The 19,676-nt window shown below is 56.6% G+C and carries 10 protein-coding genes; 6 read left to right on the top strand and 4 right to left on the bottom strand.

Features of this window, described 5'->3' with window-relative positions; translation table 11 throughout:
* Nucleotides 1-7: 7 nt before the first annotated feature.
* Entirely contained in the window at nt 8-4,696 is a 4,689-nt protein-coding gene (locus UH5x_RS16150; protein WP_482633018.1) for a CotH kinase family protein, read from the top strand.
* Between the two features lie 38 nt (nt 4,697-4,734).
* On the opposite strand, the gene UH5x_RS16145 is transcribed toward UH5x_RS16150, so the two are convergent.
* Nucleotides 4,735-6,957, bottom strand: a complete 2,223-nt coding sequence (locus tag UH5x_RS16145) for a sulfatase-like hydrolase/transferase (protein WP_236696629.1) — start codon at nt 6,955-6,957, stop codon at nt 4,735-4,737.
* Between the two features lie 102 nt (nt 6,958-7,059).
* Entirely contained in the window at nt 7,060-8,481 is a 1,422-nt protein-coding gene (locus tag UH5x_RS16140) for a sulfatase-like hydrolase/transferase (RefSeq protein ID WP_482633017.1), read from the bottom strand.
* 264 nt (nt 8,482-8,745) lie between these two features.
* Here UH5x_RS16140 and UH5x_RS16135 point away from each other — a divergent pair, with 264 nt between their 5' ends.
* From UH5x_RS16135 to UH5x_RS16120, 4 genes are all read left to right on the top strand, one after another.
* On the top strand, nt 8,746-10,245 hold the full coding sequence (locus tag UH5x_RS16135; protein ID WP_482633016.1) for a sialate O-acetylesterase: 1,500 nt from the start codon (nt 8,746-8,748) through the stop codon (nt 10,243-10,245).
* Between the two features lie 17 nt (nt 10,246-10,262).
* Complete coding sequence (locus UH5x_RS16130) at nt 10,263-11,630, top strand: sulfatase (protein WP_047816814.1); 1,368 nt, start codon at nt 10,263-10,265, stop codon at nt 11,628-11,630.
* A gap of 154 nt (nt 11,631-11,784) precedes the next feature.
* Entirely contained in the window at nt 11,785-13,017 is a 1,233-nt protein-coding gene (locus UH5x_RS16125; protein ID WP_482633015.1) for a glycosyltransferase family 2 protein, read from the top strand.
* A 200-nt stretch (nt 13,018-13,217) separates the two neighbouring features.
* Nucleotides 13,218-15,131, top strand: a complete 1,914-nt coding sequence (locus tag UH5x_RS16120; RefSeq protein ID WP_482633014.1) for a TolC family protein — start codon at nt 13,218-13,220, stop codon at nt 15,129-15,131.
* A 147-nt stretch (nt 15,132-15,278) separates the two neighbouring features.
* Here UH5x_RS16120 and UH5x_RS16115 read toward each other — a convergent pair whose 3' ends face one another.
* The gene (locus UH5x_RS16115; protein WP_482633013.1) at nt 15,279-16,541 is read right to left on the bottom strand and encodes an efflux RND transporter periplasmic adaptor subunit; all 1,263 of its coding nucleotides are present in this window, start codon (nt 16,539-16,541) and stop codon (nt 15,279-15,281) included.
* 341 nt (nt 16,542-16,882) lie between these two features.
* On the opposite strand from UH5x_RS16115, the gene UH5x_RS16110 reads away from it, so the two are divergent.
* Complete coding sequence (locus tag UH5x_RS16110) at nt 16,883-18,157, top strand: glycosyltransferase family 2 protein (protein WP_482633012.1); 1,275 nt, start codon at nt 16,883-16,885, stop codon at nt 18,155-18,157.
* A gap of 8 nt (nt 18,158-18,165) precedes the next feature.
* On the opposite strand, the gene UH5x_RS16105 is transcribed toward UH5x_RS16110, so the two are convergent.
* Entirely contained in the window at nt 18,166-19,563 is a 1,398-nt protein-coding gene (locus tag UH5x_RS16105) for a glycosyltransferase family 2 protein (RefSeq protein ID WP_482633011.1), read from the bottom strand.
* Nucleotides 19,564-19,676 lie beyond the last annotated feature (113 nt).

The raw sequence follows: 19,676 nt of genomic DNA, 5'->3' as shown, positions 1-19,676 counted from the left end.
GATCGAAGTGATAAATCAGTGGTTTTCCTCGAAAAAGCGACGTGAAGCGAATCGTGTCAGCAAGTCTCGTCGCCGTCTGCGGGTGGAGTTGTTTGAGCAGCGGATGATGCTGCACGGTGAGGCGGTGGATGGGGTCGACACGATGTCGGACACGGATGCTCTGGCGGCAGCAGCCGAGATGACAACGGGGACAACCCGTGACGTTTCGTCCGATCGAGGTGCTGAAGGGGAGACGATTTCAGATTCCGCTTGGGATCACGTCGAGGTCGCCGATGACGCGGCGGCGTTCTTCGATGACAGTTTTGTTCACGAGGTTTCGATCACGTTCGAGAACGAAGACTGGTACGACGTGCTGTTTGATTCCCACGCCAACGATGCGGAGGATCCCTACTTTGCCGCCGATGTGACGATCGATGGTATCACGATGGAAAACGTGGGGGTGCGTTTCAAAGGCAACTCGTCATTCACTGGCACCGGTATCAAGAAGTCATTGAAAATTGACTTTGACGAGTACGATGAAGACAACGACAGCCTGACCTACCTGGGCCTGAAAAAGCTGAATCTGAACAACAACTACAACGACCCGACGATGCTGCGGGAGAAGTTGCTGTATGACTTTGCGTCCAACTTCGTCGAGGGTGCCAGCCGAGCGGTCCATACCAATGTCACGATCAATGGCGAGTTGTACGGCGTTTACACGGCGGTCGAACAAGTTGACAAAACATACGTGCAGACACGCTTTGGCAGTGATGAAGACGGCAACCTATTCAAAGGCGCCGCCGCAGATGAGGTGGTCGATGATCCCAATGCGGACTTCGGATCGGACTTGACCTACCTCGGCGACGACCCCGTCGCCTACGAAGAGAACTACCAACTCAAAACCAACGAGACCGCGAACGACTATTCTGATCTGGTGGAATTCATCGACGTTCTCAACAACACGTCGGCCGAAGATCTGTCAGAGGCGATAGAACCGTTGTTGGATGTGGATGATGCGTTGGCGTCGATTGCGATCAACAATCTGTTTGCGAACCTCGATTCGTACAACGGCGCGGCGCACAATTACTACCTGTACGACCGCGACGACACCGGGCAGTTCACGCACATTCTGTGGGACGCGAACGAGTCCTTTGGACGGTTCAGTCTATTCACCTCACCAGGTGAAGACCTGCAGGAGCTCGATCCGTTTTGGCTGCCTGTCGCGACCACGACGGGTGGACCGATCGGTGGCCCGGGAGGCGGTGGGCCTCCCGTGGGTGGACCCGGCGACATCGTCGAAGACGAAGACGCAGAGGAGTCACGCCCCTTGATGGAAAACCTGTGGGCAGTGGATGAGTACAGCGCTGACTACCTGCGTGATTTGGCGGAGATGCTGCGGGAAGGATTCGATGTCACGACGGCGACCGAGCGAATCGATGAATTGGCGGATCTGATTCGTGACGATGTGACGGCGGACCCGAACAAGCAATACACGGCGGCCCAGTTTGAACAAAACCTGACCAGCGACATCGTGTCCGGGATGGGGACGATCTACGGATTGACTTCGTTCATCGAGACTCGAGCGGAGTACCTCGATGCGGAGTTGGACACGTATGCGTCATCCTCCGATCTGCGTCTCAACGAATTGATGACGACCAACGTCACAACCATCCAAGATGAGGCCGGGGACTATGACCCTTGGATCGAAATCTACAACTTTGGTCCAGGTCTGGTCGACGTCTCGGGCTTGTACCTGACCGATGATGCGGGTGATCTGACCAAGTGGTCAATCCCAGCGGGAAGTCTCGATGATGGAGAGTTTTTGACGCTTTGGATGGATGGCGAAACCAGCGAAGGAAGCAACCACGCAAGTTTTGCTCTCAGTGCAACCGGTGGCACCCTGCAGTTGACCGACGGGATCACCGTGATCGACACCGTGACCTACGAAGCGATGTCGGATGACACCTCGCTGGCTCGCGTGCCCGATGGGGAAGGCGACTTGGAGACGACGGACCAACCCACCTTTGGTGTTGAGAACCTTGCCAGCGTGGTCGTTATCGATCCCGTCGATCCAGTGGTGCTGTACATCAACGAGTTCATGGCGGACAACGACTCGGTGATCGAAGATCCCGATGAAGCCGGTGCGTTTGAGGACTGGGTTGAAATCTACAACCCTGGCACGGAATCGATTGATCTCAGTGGGTTGTCGATGACGGACGATTTGTCGGATCCGACTCAGTGGCAATTCGCCAGCGGGACGACGATCGCGGCAGGTGGCTACTTGATCGTGTGGGCTGATGGCGACACTGACCAAGGCGATGACCATGCGACGTTCAAGTTGTCGTCCGGCGGTGAAGAGATCGGTCTGTACCATACCGACGGCAAGACCTTGATCGATTCGGTTGTGTTTGGTGAGCAGGTCACGGACATTTCGTACGGACGCTTCCCAGACGGCGATGAAGTTTTCGTGTCGATGACAACGGCAACTCCCGGTGCAGCGAACGTCAATGACACGACAAGCACCAATGTGTCTCCCACCGCAGATGCAGGCGGGACCTACAGCGGGTTGGTCGGCGACACGATCACGTTGACCGCGGCTGGTTCGACTGACAGTGATGGAACGATTGTCAGCTACGCCTGGGATCTCGACGGCGACGGCGAGTATGACGATGCCACGGGTGTGACCGCAGAGTTTGTTGCGACCGCCGCAGGAACATTCACCGTCGGCGTGCAAGTCACGGACGATGAAGGAGCGACGGGAAGCGACACCACGACCGTGAGTGTTTCATCCGTTGCAGTTGACCCAGTGGTGCTGTACATCAACGAGTTCATGGCGGACAACGATTCGGTGATCGAAGATCCCGATGAAGCCGGGGCGTTTGAGGACTGGGTTGAAATCTACAATCCTGGTACCGAGTCGATTGACCTCAGTGGGATGTCGATGACGGACGATTTGTCGGATCCGACTCAGTGGCAATTTGCCAGCGGGACGACGATCGCGGCAGGTGGTTACTTGATCGTGTGGGCTGATGGCGACACTGATCAAGGCGATGACCATGCGACGTTCAAGTTGTCGTCCGGTGGTGAAGAAATTGGGCTGTTTGACACCGATGGCACGACCTTGATCGATTCGGTTGTGTTTGGCGAGCAGGTCACGGACGTTTCGTACGGACGCTTCCCAGACGGCGATGAAGTTTTCGTGTCGATGACAACGGCAACTCCCGGTGCAGAAAACGTCAATGACACGACAAGCACCAATGAGTCTCCCACCGCAGATGCAGGCGGGGCCTACAGCGGGTTGGTCGGCGACACGATCACGTTGACCGCGGCTGGTTCGACTGACAGTGACGGAACGATTGCCAGCTACGCCTGGGATCTCGACGGCGACGGCGAGTATGACGATGCCACGGGGGTGACCGCAGCGTTTGCAGCGACCGCCGCAGGAACATTCACCGTCGGCGTGCAAGTCACGGACGATGAAGGGGCGACGGGAGTTGATACCACGACCGTGACCGTTTCAGTGGTCCCGGCCACCCCCGGTTTGGTCGTCAACCAATCCGCCGGATCGACGGTGGTCAATGAAAATGGAACCAGTGACAGTGTGACCGTTTCTTTGGCCAGCCAGCCAACGGACGATGTCACCGTGACCATTTCCAGTGGTGACACGGGCGAAATTTCAGTGGGCACCGCTGCACTGACTTTCACCCCTGACAATTGGAATGTTGATCAGACGTTCGTCGTCACGGGAGTGGCCGACGGGATCGTTGATGGTGATCAAACGGTCGACGTGACGCTCACGGTGTCCAGTCAAGATGCAGATTACGCTGCGATTTCAGATTCTGAAATTGTTGCAACCAATCAGGACACGGACACCACACCGGACATCCCAGCTCAGATCATCACGCCGGACTTTGTTGTTCGTCCGCATCTGATCTCCGCGGGCAGTGTGCAGACCGCGATTCTGTTTGTCGCCCATGCCACGGGAACGATGACAGTTGTGCCCATCGGCACCGCGTCGGTGGGAGAAAGCATCCGCATTCTCGATGGCGACGTTCAGCAGGTCAGTCAGTTTGTGAACGGTGCAGCTCAAGCCACGGTGAACGCGGGTGGGCTGTATGCGATCATCTTTGAAGCCCATTCCAGCGACCGGATGTACTCCGTTGGTTCGACTGCCGGAACAGACGCTTTCTCGTTGACCGCAACAAACAACTTCTTGCAACCCACCGACACCAACGGTGATAGCCAGACCACGGCCTTGGATGCATTGGTGGTCGTCAATCGACTGAATGAAATGTCGGATGCAGCGGGAGAGCCTGTGTCGGATCCATCTTGGGTGGACGTCAACGCAGACGGTGCGGTCACGGCTTTGGATGCGTTGATCGTGATCAACCAGTTGAATCGAAGTCAGGATCCTGGATCGGACTCCACACCCGCCGGCGAGTCGCTCGAGGCATGGGATTTGGCTGCTCCGGTGCAAGTCTTCTCATTGCCAAGTGCTAATGAGGACAGGACTGAATCAGAAGAGTTGGGGATCGATGCTTCAGTGTCGGAAGTCGCCTCCTCCAACACTTCATTGAATGGTGGTCTCTTGCATCAAGATTTGGTGGATCAAGCGTTTTGCGATGCGTTCATCGATGGAGTGGATGACGATTCCGACGATTCGCACACCGATCTGCAACTCTTGACCGACGACGGGTTCGATCTGAGTTGGCTATGATTGGTGGCGGCACCTGGGAACCATCGGCGGTCTGTTGATTAGTCCGCCTGGTTGAGTTGGTCGATCCATGCAGCGTGCTGCTTTTTGATCGCTTCCATGGCTGGATCGCCCGCGAGGTTGTGCCATTCATTGGGATCGTTGTCGTGATCGTAAAGCTCTTCCGATCCATCGATGTAGCGAATGTAACGCCAACGTTGTGAGCGAACCGTGTGGTTGCCGGCTTTGGTGGAGGTGAGTGCGGGGCGGTCCCAGGCGGCTTTTGGATTATCTAGCAGGTGCTGGAAACTCAAGCCTTGCAGATCGCTTGGCGGGGACAGGTTGCAGAGGTCAGCCAGGGTCGGGTAAATGTCGATCAGTCCCACGGTTCGTTCACTGACGCTGCCGTTGCCGGCCGCGTTGGGAGTTCGCACGATCAACAAACTGCGGGTGGATTCTTCCCAGGGCATCCATTTGCGCCAGTGATGTTTTTCTCCCAGATGCCAACCGTGATCGGAGCACAGGACCACGATTGTGTTGTCGGCGTGAGGGCTGTTGTCCAGATGCGTCAGCACTTGTCCGATGCAGTCGTCCACCAAGGCAACGCAGGCATGGTAGGCGTGAACCAACTCTCGTCGGTAGGTTGGGCTGTACTGGCGGACGGCTTCTTCCGCGATCAGTTTGCTGCGATCGAGCACCCACCGACGACCGATTTCTGGGACATCATCCAGGTCGTTTTCAAGTATCTCCGGCAAGGTCAGGCTGTCTCGATCGAACTGATCGAAGTATCGCTTCGGGGCCGTCATCGGTGTGTGAGGTTTGTAGAAACCCAGCGATAGAAAAAACGGTTGGTCGTGTTGTTCGTTGAGTTTCTCAATTCCCCAAGCCGCGATTTGCTCGTCCGGCATGCCGCCTTCTTCAATGTCCAGCGCGGCCCAGGCCAAGGAGTCTTGGGCGTCTTTGCCGAATCGTTCGGCAAATTGTCGACCGTTTGGTGGTTCCGGTCCCCAGCGAAGAGTCTTGGGGCCGATCTCATCCCAGTAGGCCTTCTTGCCGTGATCGTTGTGATAGATCTTGCCCATGCACATCGTTCGATACCCATGCTCGCCAAACCAAACGGGCATGTGTTTCGCTTGGCGATACGCTTCATTGGCTGACTTGGATGAGTTGTTGTAGATCCCTGTTTTGGAAGCGTACATGCCGGTCATGAACGAGGCTCGTGACGCATAGCACAGAGCCACCTGGCAATGGGCGTTGTTGAACAAGACGCTTTGTTGTGCCAGTCGATCCAGGTTCGGTGTCTGGGCATCCGGGTTGCCACCCAAGCAGCCGACCCAGTCGTTCAAATCATCGACGGTGATGAACAACACGTTGGGTTTGGTCAGGTTGCTTTGCTCCGAGATCGCGGGCATCTCGCCCGGTTCTGGAATGGGAAGCTCACGCATCGCGGCCGAGTAACGTTCTCCCAGTAGCAATTGACTGGGGGCATCGAAGTGAGTGCCAGGATCCCACGTCTGGGTGCCTTCGGACGAAACCAGCCCGACGGTGGAGTCGCCGGCGGCGACCGCTTGAATCGCGGCGCGGACGCTGTCACGTTTGCCGTTGTCAAAGACCTCACCGACGACGACCGGCAGTTCGGGAACGCCTACGTCTTCTCGGATGCGAACGATCAGTTCTTCCAGTCGGCGTTGATAGACCTCGGTGCTGGACTTGGAGTCCGATTCGCCTTGGTGCCAAAGCATTCCACGAATGGCGAACGAATCGCCTCGTTGGACCAGTTCTTTGGTCGCCATGCGGATGGTTTCGATGAAATCGCGATACCGTTGTCCCTGGCTGCTGGGATCCCCCTGCACACCGGGTTTCCAATCAACTCGCAAACTGCTGCCGCCCTTGGAACCTTTGATCAACGCCAGTTTGCGATCCGGGTTGGCCTGCAGCATGGATCGTGCGAACCCGATTTCAGGTCCAAACTTTGGTGAAGGAAGCTCGCCTTTGTACCCCGGTGGCATGCTGAAACCGGGAGCGAGCGGTTGCCAACCTTCGCTGGAGTGAGGCACATTGCGGTAGAAAAGGATGGCGTCTTCGAATGGCTGTTGCTGTTCCTCAGTCAGCTTGCTCGCAAGTCCCCGCCCATCCATGTTGGACTGGCCGGCGAGAAGATAGACGTCGTATTCCTCCGCTGCACTGACGGCGTGAAATGCGATCAGGGTGCAAGCCAACATGACGCCACGGATCGCGGGTGCAAGAGTTTGGGTCATCTCGGATTCTTTCAGTTTGGATTTCACGCGAACCTCCGTCCGCAGACAGAGGTCGGGTCGAGAGAGCAAAGTTGGGTGGTGGTTGGGAGCAGGAGTCAATCCACAGGCCAGGTGCCGGATGGCCGCGATTCAGTATCGATAGTCCGCCCCATCGCGACTCCGCTGGCAGCTCGCATCCAGGAGCTCAAGCTCTTTGCGAAGTCGTTCGGCTTGTTCTGGCTGTTCGGCGGACAAATCCTTTTTCTCAAACGGGTCTTTGGCGAGATCGTACAAACGCACGCGACCGTTTTTCTTCGCTTCTCGAAGCAGTTTCCAGTCGTCTGAGATGATCGCTTGGCCATCGATGCCTTGGTGCAATCTGCGATAGCCAAAGAACAGGCTCCGGTCTCGAGCCTTGGTTTCGCCGCGAATCACCGGCATCAAGTCGATGCCATCGATGGGGCGGTTGGCTTTGGTTGCCATCGAATCACCGACGATCGAAGCCACCGTCGGTAGGAAATCCACCGTGCTGCATCGGACGTCGGTGGAAGTGCCCGCCGGAATCGTCCCGGGCCACTCGACACAGGCGGGAACCAGCAGGCCGCCTTCGTACATGGTGTGCTTGTGACCTTTGAAGGGTCCCGCTGAGGCGACCTTCCTCTTCGTTAAACCATCGGAGGGGCCATTGTCGCTGCAGAAGAAGACCACCGTGTTCTTCTCGATGCCAAGCTCGCGCAGTTTGGTTCGCAAGCGTCCGATTTGCTGGTCCATCGCTGTGATGCAGCCGTAGTAGTTCTTTCGTTTGCTGCCGGCTTGGGGGTACAGCTTTTGAAACTCGTCGCCAGCGACCACCGGTTCGTGAGGTGCGTGGAACCAGACCGTTGCTAGAAAGGGTTGGGATTGGTTGGCTTCAATGAATGGGATCACACGATCCATGATGACGCGACTGTCGTCACCCGACAAATTCTCCTTGGCTTCGACGCCGTTGTGAACGTAGGGAAAGCCACCTTTCCACGGTTCACCCGGCTTGTTGCCCCAACTGTCCCAGTCGTCGGGTGTGACGGTTGGGTTCCACGTCGGCACCGCACTCGTGGTGGCGAAGTACTCATCGAAACCATGATGGGAGGGAGGGGAGTAGAAACCTCGTGTGCCGACTTCATCGGGCTTCACCCAGCCGATGTGCCACTTGCCGAACATGCCAGTTGCGTACTCTCTTTTCTTGAGCATCTCAGCAATCGTGATTTCGCCCACTCGCATGCCGCCGGTGTGAGCCGCCAGGATGCCAAAGCGAAATGGGTAGCGACCGGTGAGGCAGCTGCCGCGTGTCGGTGAACAAAGGGGGGCGGCAGCGTAAAAACGGTCGAATCGAACTCCCGCCGCGGCCATCGCATCGAGGTGGGGCGTCTGCACAACCTCGTTGCCGTTGAAGCCGACATCGCCCCAGCCTTGATCGTCGCTCATCAACAAAATGATGTTGGGCGGCGTGCTGTCCTCCGAGAAAGCAAGCGAGGTCGACAGCGGAACTACGAGAAGAAACGCAACGAGGGCGCGGATGAGCGATGGGGATTTCATTGCCGACTTCGGGGGATGCAGAGGAGGAAATGAAAAAAGGTAGGCCGTATGTTAGTCCCCCGCCCGTGTCCACGCAGGGGTGGCGAAGGACGTTGCGGCGGAATAGCGGTGGGGAATCACTCGCCATCGGGTCGGGACTTCAGTGAACGCATCCAGGAACTCATCGCCCTGGTCGCCGCCGTGCTTTGCTTTCAATGTCGGTTGAAGGATAATCCTCGGGTCTTGCGTTTCGTTGACCATCGAATGATTGCTTGCTGAGTCGCTATGTTTCGTGTGCTGTCCGCTGTTTTGCCGTGCTGGCTGATCCTCGCTTCCACAGCGGTGGTCGCCGAAGTGGAAACCTCCCAGCGGACGGCATTGCGGCTGTCCGGCATGTTTGGCGATGGGATGGTGTTTCAGCAAGAAACCAACGCACCGGTTTGGGGAACAGTCGATCCGAACGCGATTGTTGCGGTGACCCCATCGTGGTCCGATCAAACCGTTCAATGCCAAGCAGACTCCGATGGAAAATGGCAGGTCAGGATCAAGACTCCCAAGGCGGGAGGGCCATTCCAGGTTCACGTGAGCAGTGGCGAGACGACGATCCAGTTGACCGATGTTTTGGTGGGCGAAGTTTGGATCTGTTCCGGTCAGTCGAACATGCAGTGGAAGATGCGTGGCTTCGGTGTGGATCATTTCAAAGAGGACGTGGTCCAAGCCAAGTACCCGCAAATTCGCTTTTGCGATGTGCCTCAGATCTTGGCACTGGAAGGACAAGACGACGTCCAAGCGAAGTGGACCACCTGCAGCCCACAAACCGTTCTCAACTTCAGTGCGGTAGGTTACTTCTTTGGCTCGCGACTGCACCAGGAATTGGACGTGCCGATCGGGTTGATCTCGAGCAACTGGGGTGGTTCCTCCGCTGAGGCTTGGGTGAGCCCCGAAGTTTTGAAAGAAGACTTCCCTGAGTTCAACCAACCGTTCGCGATCCATGCGAAATTAGCGGATGAGGTTGGCATCACATTCCCACGCGGTCAAAAGGCTCCGCGAGGGTTGAATCAACTGAACCCAAGCGTGCTGTACAACAGCATGGTCCAGCCGCTGATCCCATTCTCTTTTCGCGGTGTGATCTGGTACCAGGGCGAATCCAACGTCAAGCAACCCGAGCAATACCGAACTCTGTTCCCAGCCATGATTCGCGACTGGCGAAGTCGTTGGGGGACTGGCGATTTTCCGTTTTACTTTGTGCAAATCGCTCCCTTTGCGTACAAGCAGGAACCGATCAGTGCGGCCTTTCTACGGGAGGCACAAACGATGGCGTTGTCGGAACCCAACACGGGGATGGTGGTCACGATGGACATTGGTGATCCAACCAATATCCACCCAAAGAACAAGAAACCTGTGGGCGAACGATTGGCTGGGCTGGCTCTTTCCCGTGACTACGGTCGTCAAGACATCGTGGATTCAGGACCGCTCTTTCAAAGTCACGAGGTCGAAGGGGCATCCATTCGTCTGCACTTCCAGCATGTTGGCGGTGGGCTGACCACATCCGATGGCAAGTCACCGAGTCATTTTGTCATTGCTGGAGCCGATCAAACGTTCGTCGCCGCCGACGCTAAGATCGACGGGGACACGATCGTCGTGCACAGCGACGCGGTCACTGAACCAGTTGCCGTGCGATACGCCTGGGGCAGTGGCGACACGCCCAATTTGTCTAACCAAGATGGCCTGCCTGCATCCTCGTTTCGAACCGATGATTGGCCAATCGTTCCAGAAAAACCGTGATCATGAGAACTACGAACATGAATGAGACTCGAACGATGCGTTTGTGGGTGGGGTTGCTGTTGGCGTCTTGCTTGAACGCCTGCTTGATTCCAACCACGACAGCGGATCAACCGCACATCCTGTTCATCATGGCGGATGACATGGGATGGAAGGATTTGCACTGCCAGGGCAACGAGGTGTTGCGGACGCCCAATATCGATGCATTGGCAGAATCAGGGGTGCGTTTCGACAACGCGTACGCGGCTTCCACGGTCTGTTCTCCAACACGTGCCGCTCTGATGACCGGGCTTGCTCCCGCGAGACTGCACATCACCCAGCATGGGGCGGATAGCAAGTCTTTTTGGCCCGAAGATCGATTGATTCAACCACCCGCAACCAAACATGAATTGCCTCACGAAACCACGACGATGGCGGAGCGATTGAAAGCAGCCGGATACACGACCGGCTTCTTCGGCAAGTGGCATCTGGGCGGCGACAAAAAGTACTGGCCAACTGAGCACGGTTTTGATGTCAACGTGGGTGGTTGCGGGCTCGGGGGACCTCCGACGTACTTTGATCCCTATCGAATTCCCGCGTTGCCGCCTCGCAAAGAAGGCGAGTACCTGAGCGATCGTTTGGCCGACGAAACGATTGAATTCTTGCGGCGTGAGAAGGACCAGCCGATGTTCGTGTGCTTGTGGACTTACAATCCACATTATCCATTTGAGGCACCGGAGGACTTGATCGAACATTACAAAGGCAAAGAAGGTCCTGGTCTGAAGAATCCCATCTACGGTGGCCAGATTGAAGCCACCGACCGCGCTGTCGGACGCGTGCTGCGTGAGTTGGATTCGCTCGGCATCTCGGACGAGACCTTGGTGGTGTTCACCAGTGACAACGGCGGTTGGTCGGGCGCGACTGACAACCGACCGCTGCGGAAAGGGAAGGGGTATCTGTTCGAGGGTGGTTTGCGAGTGCCATTGATCGTTCGCTGGCCCGGCGTGACGGAAGCGGCGACGGTGAATGAAACCCCTGTGATCAGCATGGATCTGACAGCAACCGTTTTGGATGCTGCAGGGGTCGGGCTTGCGGGCGATGAATCACTTGATGGCGAAACATTGCAACCGTTGTTCAGCGGTGGCAAACTCCAGCGTGATGCGTTGTACTTTCACTACCCACACTTCGCGTTTCACAAAGACAATCGTCCTGGTTCGGTGATTCGCAGTGGCCAATACAAGCTCATTCTTCGTCATGACGACGATTCCGTTGAACTGTACGACTTGGAAGCTGACCTGAGCGAGACGAAGGATCTGGCCGCTGTTCACCCGGAGATCGCTCAGAAGTTGACGGGGCGTTTGACCGAATGGCTCCAGGAAACCGGTGCTGGAATCCCAACCAAGCGATAGGCAAGCTCCGTCTTGTTTCGCATCCTGGCGAAAGCGGTGGGCAATCAGGGCGCGCGATCGATCGCCTGACCTTCCGTGAAAGACGGTGGGCGACGATGTTGAGTGTGTCTCCCTCTGTTTTTCAACTGCAACGATTTTTCAGGAATGCTCCCGCGTGACGATCGCCATCGCTTTTTGTTGGGGTGTCTTCGTCATCGTGGCGATTCAGGCTGCGTTTTCGCTGATCTTTGTCGTGTGGATGTCGCGACGGGCGCGTTTGCCCGAACAGGCTTTCACACCCAAGGCAGCGGTCATCCTGTGTCTTCGCGGGGCGGACCCGTTTTTGAAGGAGTGCCTGCGAAGCTTGCTCGACCAGGATTACCCTGAGTTTCAGTTGCAGGTGGTCGTGGACAGTCAAGAAGATCCTTCACGAGCCGTTCTTCGCGAATTCGAATCCGATGAACGAGTGCGGGTCAGTGTCTTGCAGGATCCACCGGAAACATGCAGCCTGAAGTGCGCCGCGATTGTTCAGGTGATCCGAGGGCTCGATCCATCGTTTGAGGTCATCGCGTTGTGTGACGCGGACACGGTTCCCCACCGGACGTGGTTGGCTGAACTGGCTGCACCGCTGCAAGACCCAACGGTGGCGGTCACAACGGGCAATCGTTGGTACCAACCTCAGGATCCAACGGGTGCATCCTTGGTTCGATACCTTTGGAACATTCCCGCCGCCATCAACATGATCGTCTTTCGGATCGCTTGGGGTGGGAGCCTGCTGATTCGACGGCAGCTGATTGATGAAGCCGGTTTGCTGAAGAAATGGTCGCATGCATTTTGCGAGGACACGATGCTCGATCGAGTTGCGCGTCGTCAGGGGTATCGACAGATCTTCGTGCCCAACGTGATGGTCGTGAATCAGGAAACGTGCACCTTTGCTGACTTGATGAACTGGGTGCCTCGACAGTTGTTGACCGCGAAGCTTTATCATTCGAGTTGGCCAGCGACGGTCGGCTACGGGATCATCTCGTCGGCCATTCCGTTCCTCGCTGCAGTCGTTGCCGTGGTGGGATGGATGCAATCCGACTGGGAATCGATGCGGGCCGCTTTGTTCGCGTTCATCGCCTTCGAGATTTCGAATGTGGTGTTGGTTTTGATGTGTGAAACCAGCTTTCATCGAAGTGGATCCCACTGCGGTGCACCAACAAGTGGTTTGTCCACAGCATCGCTCGTGAAACTGCCGTTTTGGATCGTTGTCAGCCAGATCGTCTCGCCGTTCTGGTTTTGCAAGTGCTTCTTCACGACCAAGGTGACTTGGCGCGGAATCGTCTATCACGTGCGTGGCGACAAGATTCAACGCGGGCCGCACACCTCGTATTCCGAGCCGGCACCGCAGTCCCGATCTCTTTGATCGACCAGGAAAATTGGGTGCGTTGGCGATCGCCTTTTGCCTGCTCCATTCTGGGCAAAGTGTGTCAGCCAGGTGACTTTGCGGGTTAGGTGGTTGGTTTGGGACGTGCCGGTATTGCTGTCAGGGTTGGCCTACAACTCCGATAAACGTTCAGGTCCGACAATCTCCAAGCATGCATCCGAGGACTCAGCGAACCACGAATGCGTACTTCGCGATCATTCGAATTGACTCACCAAGCGATCGCATCGCTGCTGATCGCGTTGGTGACCACCAGTTTCCCGGGGTGCCGGACGGCGGACATGCGTGCGCCACAGCAACCGGGGATGACGCCTTCGGATTGGTCCGCGATTTCGCTAGAGAAGCCCGTTGGGCAACCCGCCACTGGGCAGTCCAACCAACCGCCTGAGATCGCGACGGTTTCGCATCTCGAATCAGTCGTGCAGCGATCGCCACCAACCGCCGACGAGTTTGATCAACTGACGCCTTGGCATTTGTCGTTGGACGAAGCGATTCAGTTGGCGCTCGGAAACAGCCAGGTCATTCGCGACCAAGGCGGTCGAGTTTTGTCGTACCCGGACATGGTGCGAACCACGTTGGATCCGGCGGTGCTTCGCAACGATCCGAATCTGGGGCTCGACGCAAGCTTGTCTGCTTTTGACACCCAGTTCCAATCCAGTTTTGTTTGGAACGGCGACGGCAACTCAGTCAATTCCGCGTTCTCAAACGGCCAATTTGGCGTCTTTTCCCAGCCCGAGACGCTGGCGAGATTGGGTGTCGGCCGCATTCTGCATTCGGGAACGCAGGTGTCGATCGGCAGCATCGGTGGCTATGACGAGGATCTGGCCGGTGGGCTGTATGCGGCTTACGGAGCAGAAGTTCGGCACCCGCTGATGCGAGGGTCGGGAACCGAGATCAACGAGATCGCGGGCCCTTTGGCCAAACCCGGTGTGTACCGAGGCATTCGCATCGCCCAGATTGATCACCAGCAGGTCAGCCTCGGAGTCGAACAGGCCGTCTCTGAATTGGTGCGAGATGTCTCGATCGTGTATTGGGAGTTGTTCTTCGCCTATCAAGATCTCGAGGCCAAGCGGGTTGCCATGGAGAACACGCGGCAAGCGTGGCAATTGGAGCAGCAACGCGTCGAACAACGAGTCAGCCCGCCCGATGTCGAAGCGTTGGCGAGGCAGCAGTTCTATTCTGCTGAGGCCGCGGTTCGAAATGCAATCTGTGGCACGGTTCCGGGGCAAACAGGGGTCTACAACGTTGAGCTCAAACTGCGAACGTTGCTGGCGCTTCCAGCTTGCGACGACCGGCTGATCCAACCCATCGGACCTCCGCTGCAGGCACCGATCCGGTTTGATTGGCATGAAAGTGATGCGTTGGCGCAAGGCAGCCGAATCGAGCTTCGAAAACAACAGGCGATCATCGATAAGCGTGTGCTCGAAATCAAAGCGGCGAAGAACTTGCAACGGCCCCAGTTGGATTTCATCGGGCAGTATCGACGACTGGCTGACGACCCGACCAATGACACCGAACTGTTTGGCAGTGCGTTGCAAGGTTGGCAGGTGGGAGTCGATTACAGTCGGCCGGTGGCGAACCGACGAGAGAACGCGGCGGTTCGGCATGCCCAACTTCAATTGCAGCGAGAGCGAGCGATTGCAGAGGAACAACGCCGACAAATCTCGGCGCAGCTTCGCACCACATTCATTGACTTGGATCGTGCGTATGGCACGATGAACTCGATGGCAAAGAGTCGCGAAGCGTCACAGATCCGGTTGGTTGCTCAGTCGCAACGGCATGCCGAAGGCGAGATTCAAGTGGAAGACGTGTTGGAAGCCCAGATCCGCGCCACCGAAGCGGAGACCGAGTTTCAACGCAGTGTGGTCGACTACAACCTCGCATTCATCAAGGTCCACCACGCTCGGGGCACCTTGATGCAAGCGATGGGAGTGGGTTTTGGTCAGCCAACCTACGACGAATGTCGATTCGCGTTGAACTCAGCGTCTGTGTTCGCCCGGCCTGAGAAACTCGACAACAACATGACTGGCACTCGGATCGCCAGTCCATCCGCGACGCAGCGAAGAGCAATGCCGCAACCGGGAACGTTTCGTTGACACTTGTTGCGGACGTTTGTGATCAAGCGATCCGTCTAAACAGGTGCGAGGAGGGTAGGGAACAACCACGTGAGCCGTTTGGGCGTTCGCCCCGGTTGCGTGAGGGAACCGTGGCTAACGCCAAGCGGCTCACATACTCAATGACGCTTACCGAAGTGTTTTCACTTTCGGAATGATTCTGGCCAGCGTGGTGCGTTTGACTTCGCCAACCACCACGGGTGAATGGTTGTCCAATCCGGTTCCAATCACTTCGGTCTGCACGCCGTCGTCGATACCGACGAGAACCGAGATCGCTCGAACTTTGCCGTCTTGCGCGGGGACCCATATGTAGGCGGTGTCGCCTTTGTTGGGGCCGTTGGATTCGTCACTCGGAGCGATCAAATCGGAGGCAATGGTTCGTTCCATCTGTTCCGATTCTGGCCACCACTGAAGAGCGCCCGTGGGCACCAGCCAAGCTTGTTCACGCTTGGTGATTTCAAATTCGACGTCCGTGGTCATGTGTGGCAAAAGATTCAAATCGGTTTGATCAATCGCCACGATCACGTCGTAGGTCACGAAGTTGCCGTGCATCCTGGCGTTGAGCAAGATCTCTTTCACGTGGCCCGTCATCACTTGGTCGCGATGGGCGTCAACGGTGAAGGTAACAGGTTGGCCTCGTTGGACTTTGCCGATGTCGCTTTCGCTCACGGATGCCCGGATTTGCATTTGGTCCAGGTCCTTCGCCAATAGAAAGAGTCCCGGATGACCAACGCTGACGTATTGGCCCAGGTTGGCGCGTCGGTCGATCACGATGCCGTCGATGGGGGATCGGACGTTGGTGTTCTCCAGGCTCACCTTGGCGTGATGAACTTCGGCTTCGGCTTCCTCCACTTTGGCTTTGCCAACCGCAAGCATTGCCGTCGCCATTTCATTGGCGGTCACGATCTCGTCGTAGACGCTTTGCGCGTTGGTCGATCGAAGGCGGTTGGCTCGATCAAGGTTTCGTTGCGATTGTTGAAACTGTGCCTCCAGCCGAACCAAGTCGGCCGTGGCCAATCGGTAAGCGGCATTGGCCTTTTCCAAAGCAATCTCGTATTGCTGCGTGTCCAGTTGGAAGAGCACGGTGCCTTCGGCAACACGTGAGCCAACACCGATGGGTTTGTTGGGATCGCGCGAGTCCATGCCAAAGCGAACAATCTTCCCGGCCACATCGGGGCCCACTTGGACGACTTCGTCGGGTTCGATGGTCCCGGTGGTGCCGACCGTGATGACCAGGTCTCGTCGCTCGACATTGACGGTGCGTAGTTCCGGCAATTCGTTGCGTTGACTGAACAGACGCCATCCGATCGCTGCCACAAGTAGGCAGCCAGTGGCAAGCGTGCCGATCAACAGACGGGACGACAGCGAGTGTTTTCTAGCGGGGTGACTCAAGCGGTCGTTCCTTGCCTCGACAGGACTTTTGTTTCGTCCGTCAATGATGTTTGTCGCACCGTTGACGCCAGTGCCATTGGAGTCTTGGATCGATCACCAATGCATGGACCTATTCCATTGGCATCCCTCCGTTTAGCAAAGTCGGTCCAGCGAACCAATAGCATTCGGGGGCCTGAATGGCTCTCGGCATGCAAAAAACGAACGAATGAGCGTGAAAAAGGCTTGGTCGAGTCGCGGTTGCGTTCGCCGCCAAAGTTGACCTCGCCACGGTGTTTGCGTAGCTTGCTGCCGGTCGTTCTTAAAATGATTCGCCGATTGTGGCCTCACTTCCAAATGTTCGCATGACTCTCCTTCACCTAGCGACATTTGCGTATTGGGCACTCATCGGATTCGCTGTGATCAATGCACTGTGCACAACGTTCACGCTGGTGGCATTGTTTCGGCACCGCCGTGAGAGGTCCGATGACAGGGAACTGCCACGGGTTGCCATTTTGTTGTGCTTGCGGGGTGCCGATCCTCAATTGGCGGGTGGCCTGCAGCGGTTGATGAATCAGCAGTACCCTGACTACGAAATTTTTATCGTCATTGATTCTGAGGCCGATCCCGCTTGGGGAGTGGTGAAACAGGGCGTTGATGACACGGGAGGCAAGTCCGCCGCGTGCCGGGTTCACATTTCGACGCTTCGCCAGCGACTGGAGACGTGCAGTTTGAAATGCAGTTCGTTGGTCCAGCTTCTGGATCAGATCGATGATTCGTTTGAGGTGGTTGTGCTTGCCGATTCTGATCTGGAAAGCCATCCCACTTGGCTGCGTGAGTTGGTGGCTCCGCTGGATGACCCTCGCGTGGGTGCGGCTTTTGGAAATCGATGGTTTCTTCCAACCGTTGGCTGGATGGGATCGCTCGTGCGTCAGGTTTGCAACGCGATCGGCGTCGTCACGATGCATCTCGGGCAAATTCCGTGGGGCGGATCTTTGGCGATCCGGGCGTCGGTGGTGAAAGAGAGCGGCTTGCGAGAGACACTGACCCGATCCATCGTCGACGATGGACCTGTCCGAGTGGCGTTGAGAGAACAGGGACTCAAGCTTCAATTTGTCCCCTCGTTGTTGATGGCCAATCGAGAAGACTGCGATTTGCGATTTGCTCACAACTTTCTCACTCGCCAATTGAAGTGGACGCAGACTTACATGAGCAGCCAATGGCCGATCATGTTGGTTTACACGTTGGGTGTGCTTGGCATTTATATGGTCACCTTGGTGTTGGCCATTGTTTGTACGCTCGTGGGATACCACGAGGAGGCGTTTGGGTTTGCGGTCGGCTCCGCCATCTACAGCGGGACGGTCATGACGCTCTGGTTTTTGTTGGACGTCGCTGCCCGCCGAATCATCCGAGCACAGGGCGAGCCGGTTCCAGGATTCATTGGCGTCCAATTGTTGAAGCTTCCCATTGCGATGCTACTGGCGGTTGTCATTCATGTTTCCGCCATGGTTCGTGCGACGGTCCTTCGACGGGTGATCTGGCGGGGTGTGACCTACGAGGTGCTCGGGCCCAAAGAAGTCTCTTTGTTGAATGAAGAGGCGATGGAGGCATCTCTGGAATCAGCCAACGTGTCACTTTGAAACTCGTGTCACTTTGAGTTTTTGAGCTCCATCCAGAGCGACTTGATCGTGCGGACGATGCGCGTCCAAGCCTTGGGATGCCAACCGAAACGCATCGTTCGCAACAACGCTCGCAAAGCAATTCGCCAGTCGCCGGAATACAACGCACGACCGTACAGTGTCACGTAAAGTTCAGCGGTTCGATGCTGTTCGGTTGATTGGAAGTGCCCGGTCGACATCGCGTCGTTCCAAAATCGATCGACCGTTTGGACTGGTGTGGGCACCATGCCGGTTCGCAGGTAGAAGCTGACTTGCTCGAGGAGTTGATCGGGATCGAGGCGCGGAGAGTGTTTGAGTTGTGACGCGGCGTTTGGACTTTTTTCAGAAAGGTAGTGCCGCCAAACGGAAAGCCACCAGTGCAGCGAAGTGGTCAGGTGGTTTGAGGCAGACAGATCTCCGTCACCAAGCGTCTCAAAGGCACCGATCATTGTTCGGACGTCTTCCGGATCTGAACCTGCCGCTTCCGTCCAGCTTGCAAAGTGATACAAGCAATCGTGAGCGGTGCGTCGAAGATCGTCCTTCGAATAGGAACGCGTCTGTTGAAGTTGCTGCGCGGCAGCCTCTGCGTTGCCGATGTGGAACAGGTGCCAGGCCAGCCACATGCTGGAGTAGTATCGCACTGAACGTTCGTTGCGTTTGATCGCGGAAGGGACCAAGGGATTCGCATAGAACTTGTTCAGCACCATCGTGGCGTATTTGACCTGGCCCAAACCGTTGCGGCGAATGGTGCTGAAAGGGTGCCGGCGGTAGCAGAGGGTGGCGGCCTTTTGCCATTGAAAGGTGCAGCCAGCCAGAGACAGTCGTAGCATCAAATCGACATCTTGAGACTGCAGCAGTTCGGGATCAAAGCCGCCCACCTTTTGTAGCCACTCGCGGCGAAACAGCATCGCCCCGAGCTTGGCAGGTTTGAAAACCAACCAAGTGTTCAGATCGAGGTCGGGAGCATCGACCCAAGGCTCAATCACCTTGGTCACGGCGCCCTCTGCGTCCGTGATCTTCCACCCGCTGTGCACGGCGCCCAGTTCCGGATTTGCATCGAGGATCTCGGTTTGTCGGGCAAACTTTCCCGGCAGGAACCAATCGTCTGCGTCCAAGAAGGCCACGTACTCACCGGTGGTCTCACGCAAGCCGACATTTCGAGCGATGGCCGATCCGGCATTGGATTGCCAAACGATTTCAATGCGATCCGAAAATTTCGCGAGCACTTCGCCGGTTGCATCGGTCGACCCATCATCGACCACGATGATCTCGGTGTTGGGGGCGTCCTGGTCAAACACGCTTTGCAATGCCTGCTCAATGAAGGCGGCATTGTTGAAGACCGGGATCACAACGCTGATTCGCGGCCGTGATGTGCGGGGTGAATTCAAACCGCCTTCGCTTTCGTTCGCCATGTTGCAGAAGGCCGCGAAGTGGTTGTCAAAGGTGGCGTGAAAGGGGAGGCTGCGGACGGCTCACGATACCAATTCCAAATGGGAAGGCA

This window comes from Rhodopirellula sp. UH5, assembly GCF_056839225.1.
The sequence above is the reverse complement of the archived record's forward strand: the minus strand, read 5'-3'. Positions and strand labels throughout refer to the sequence as shown.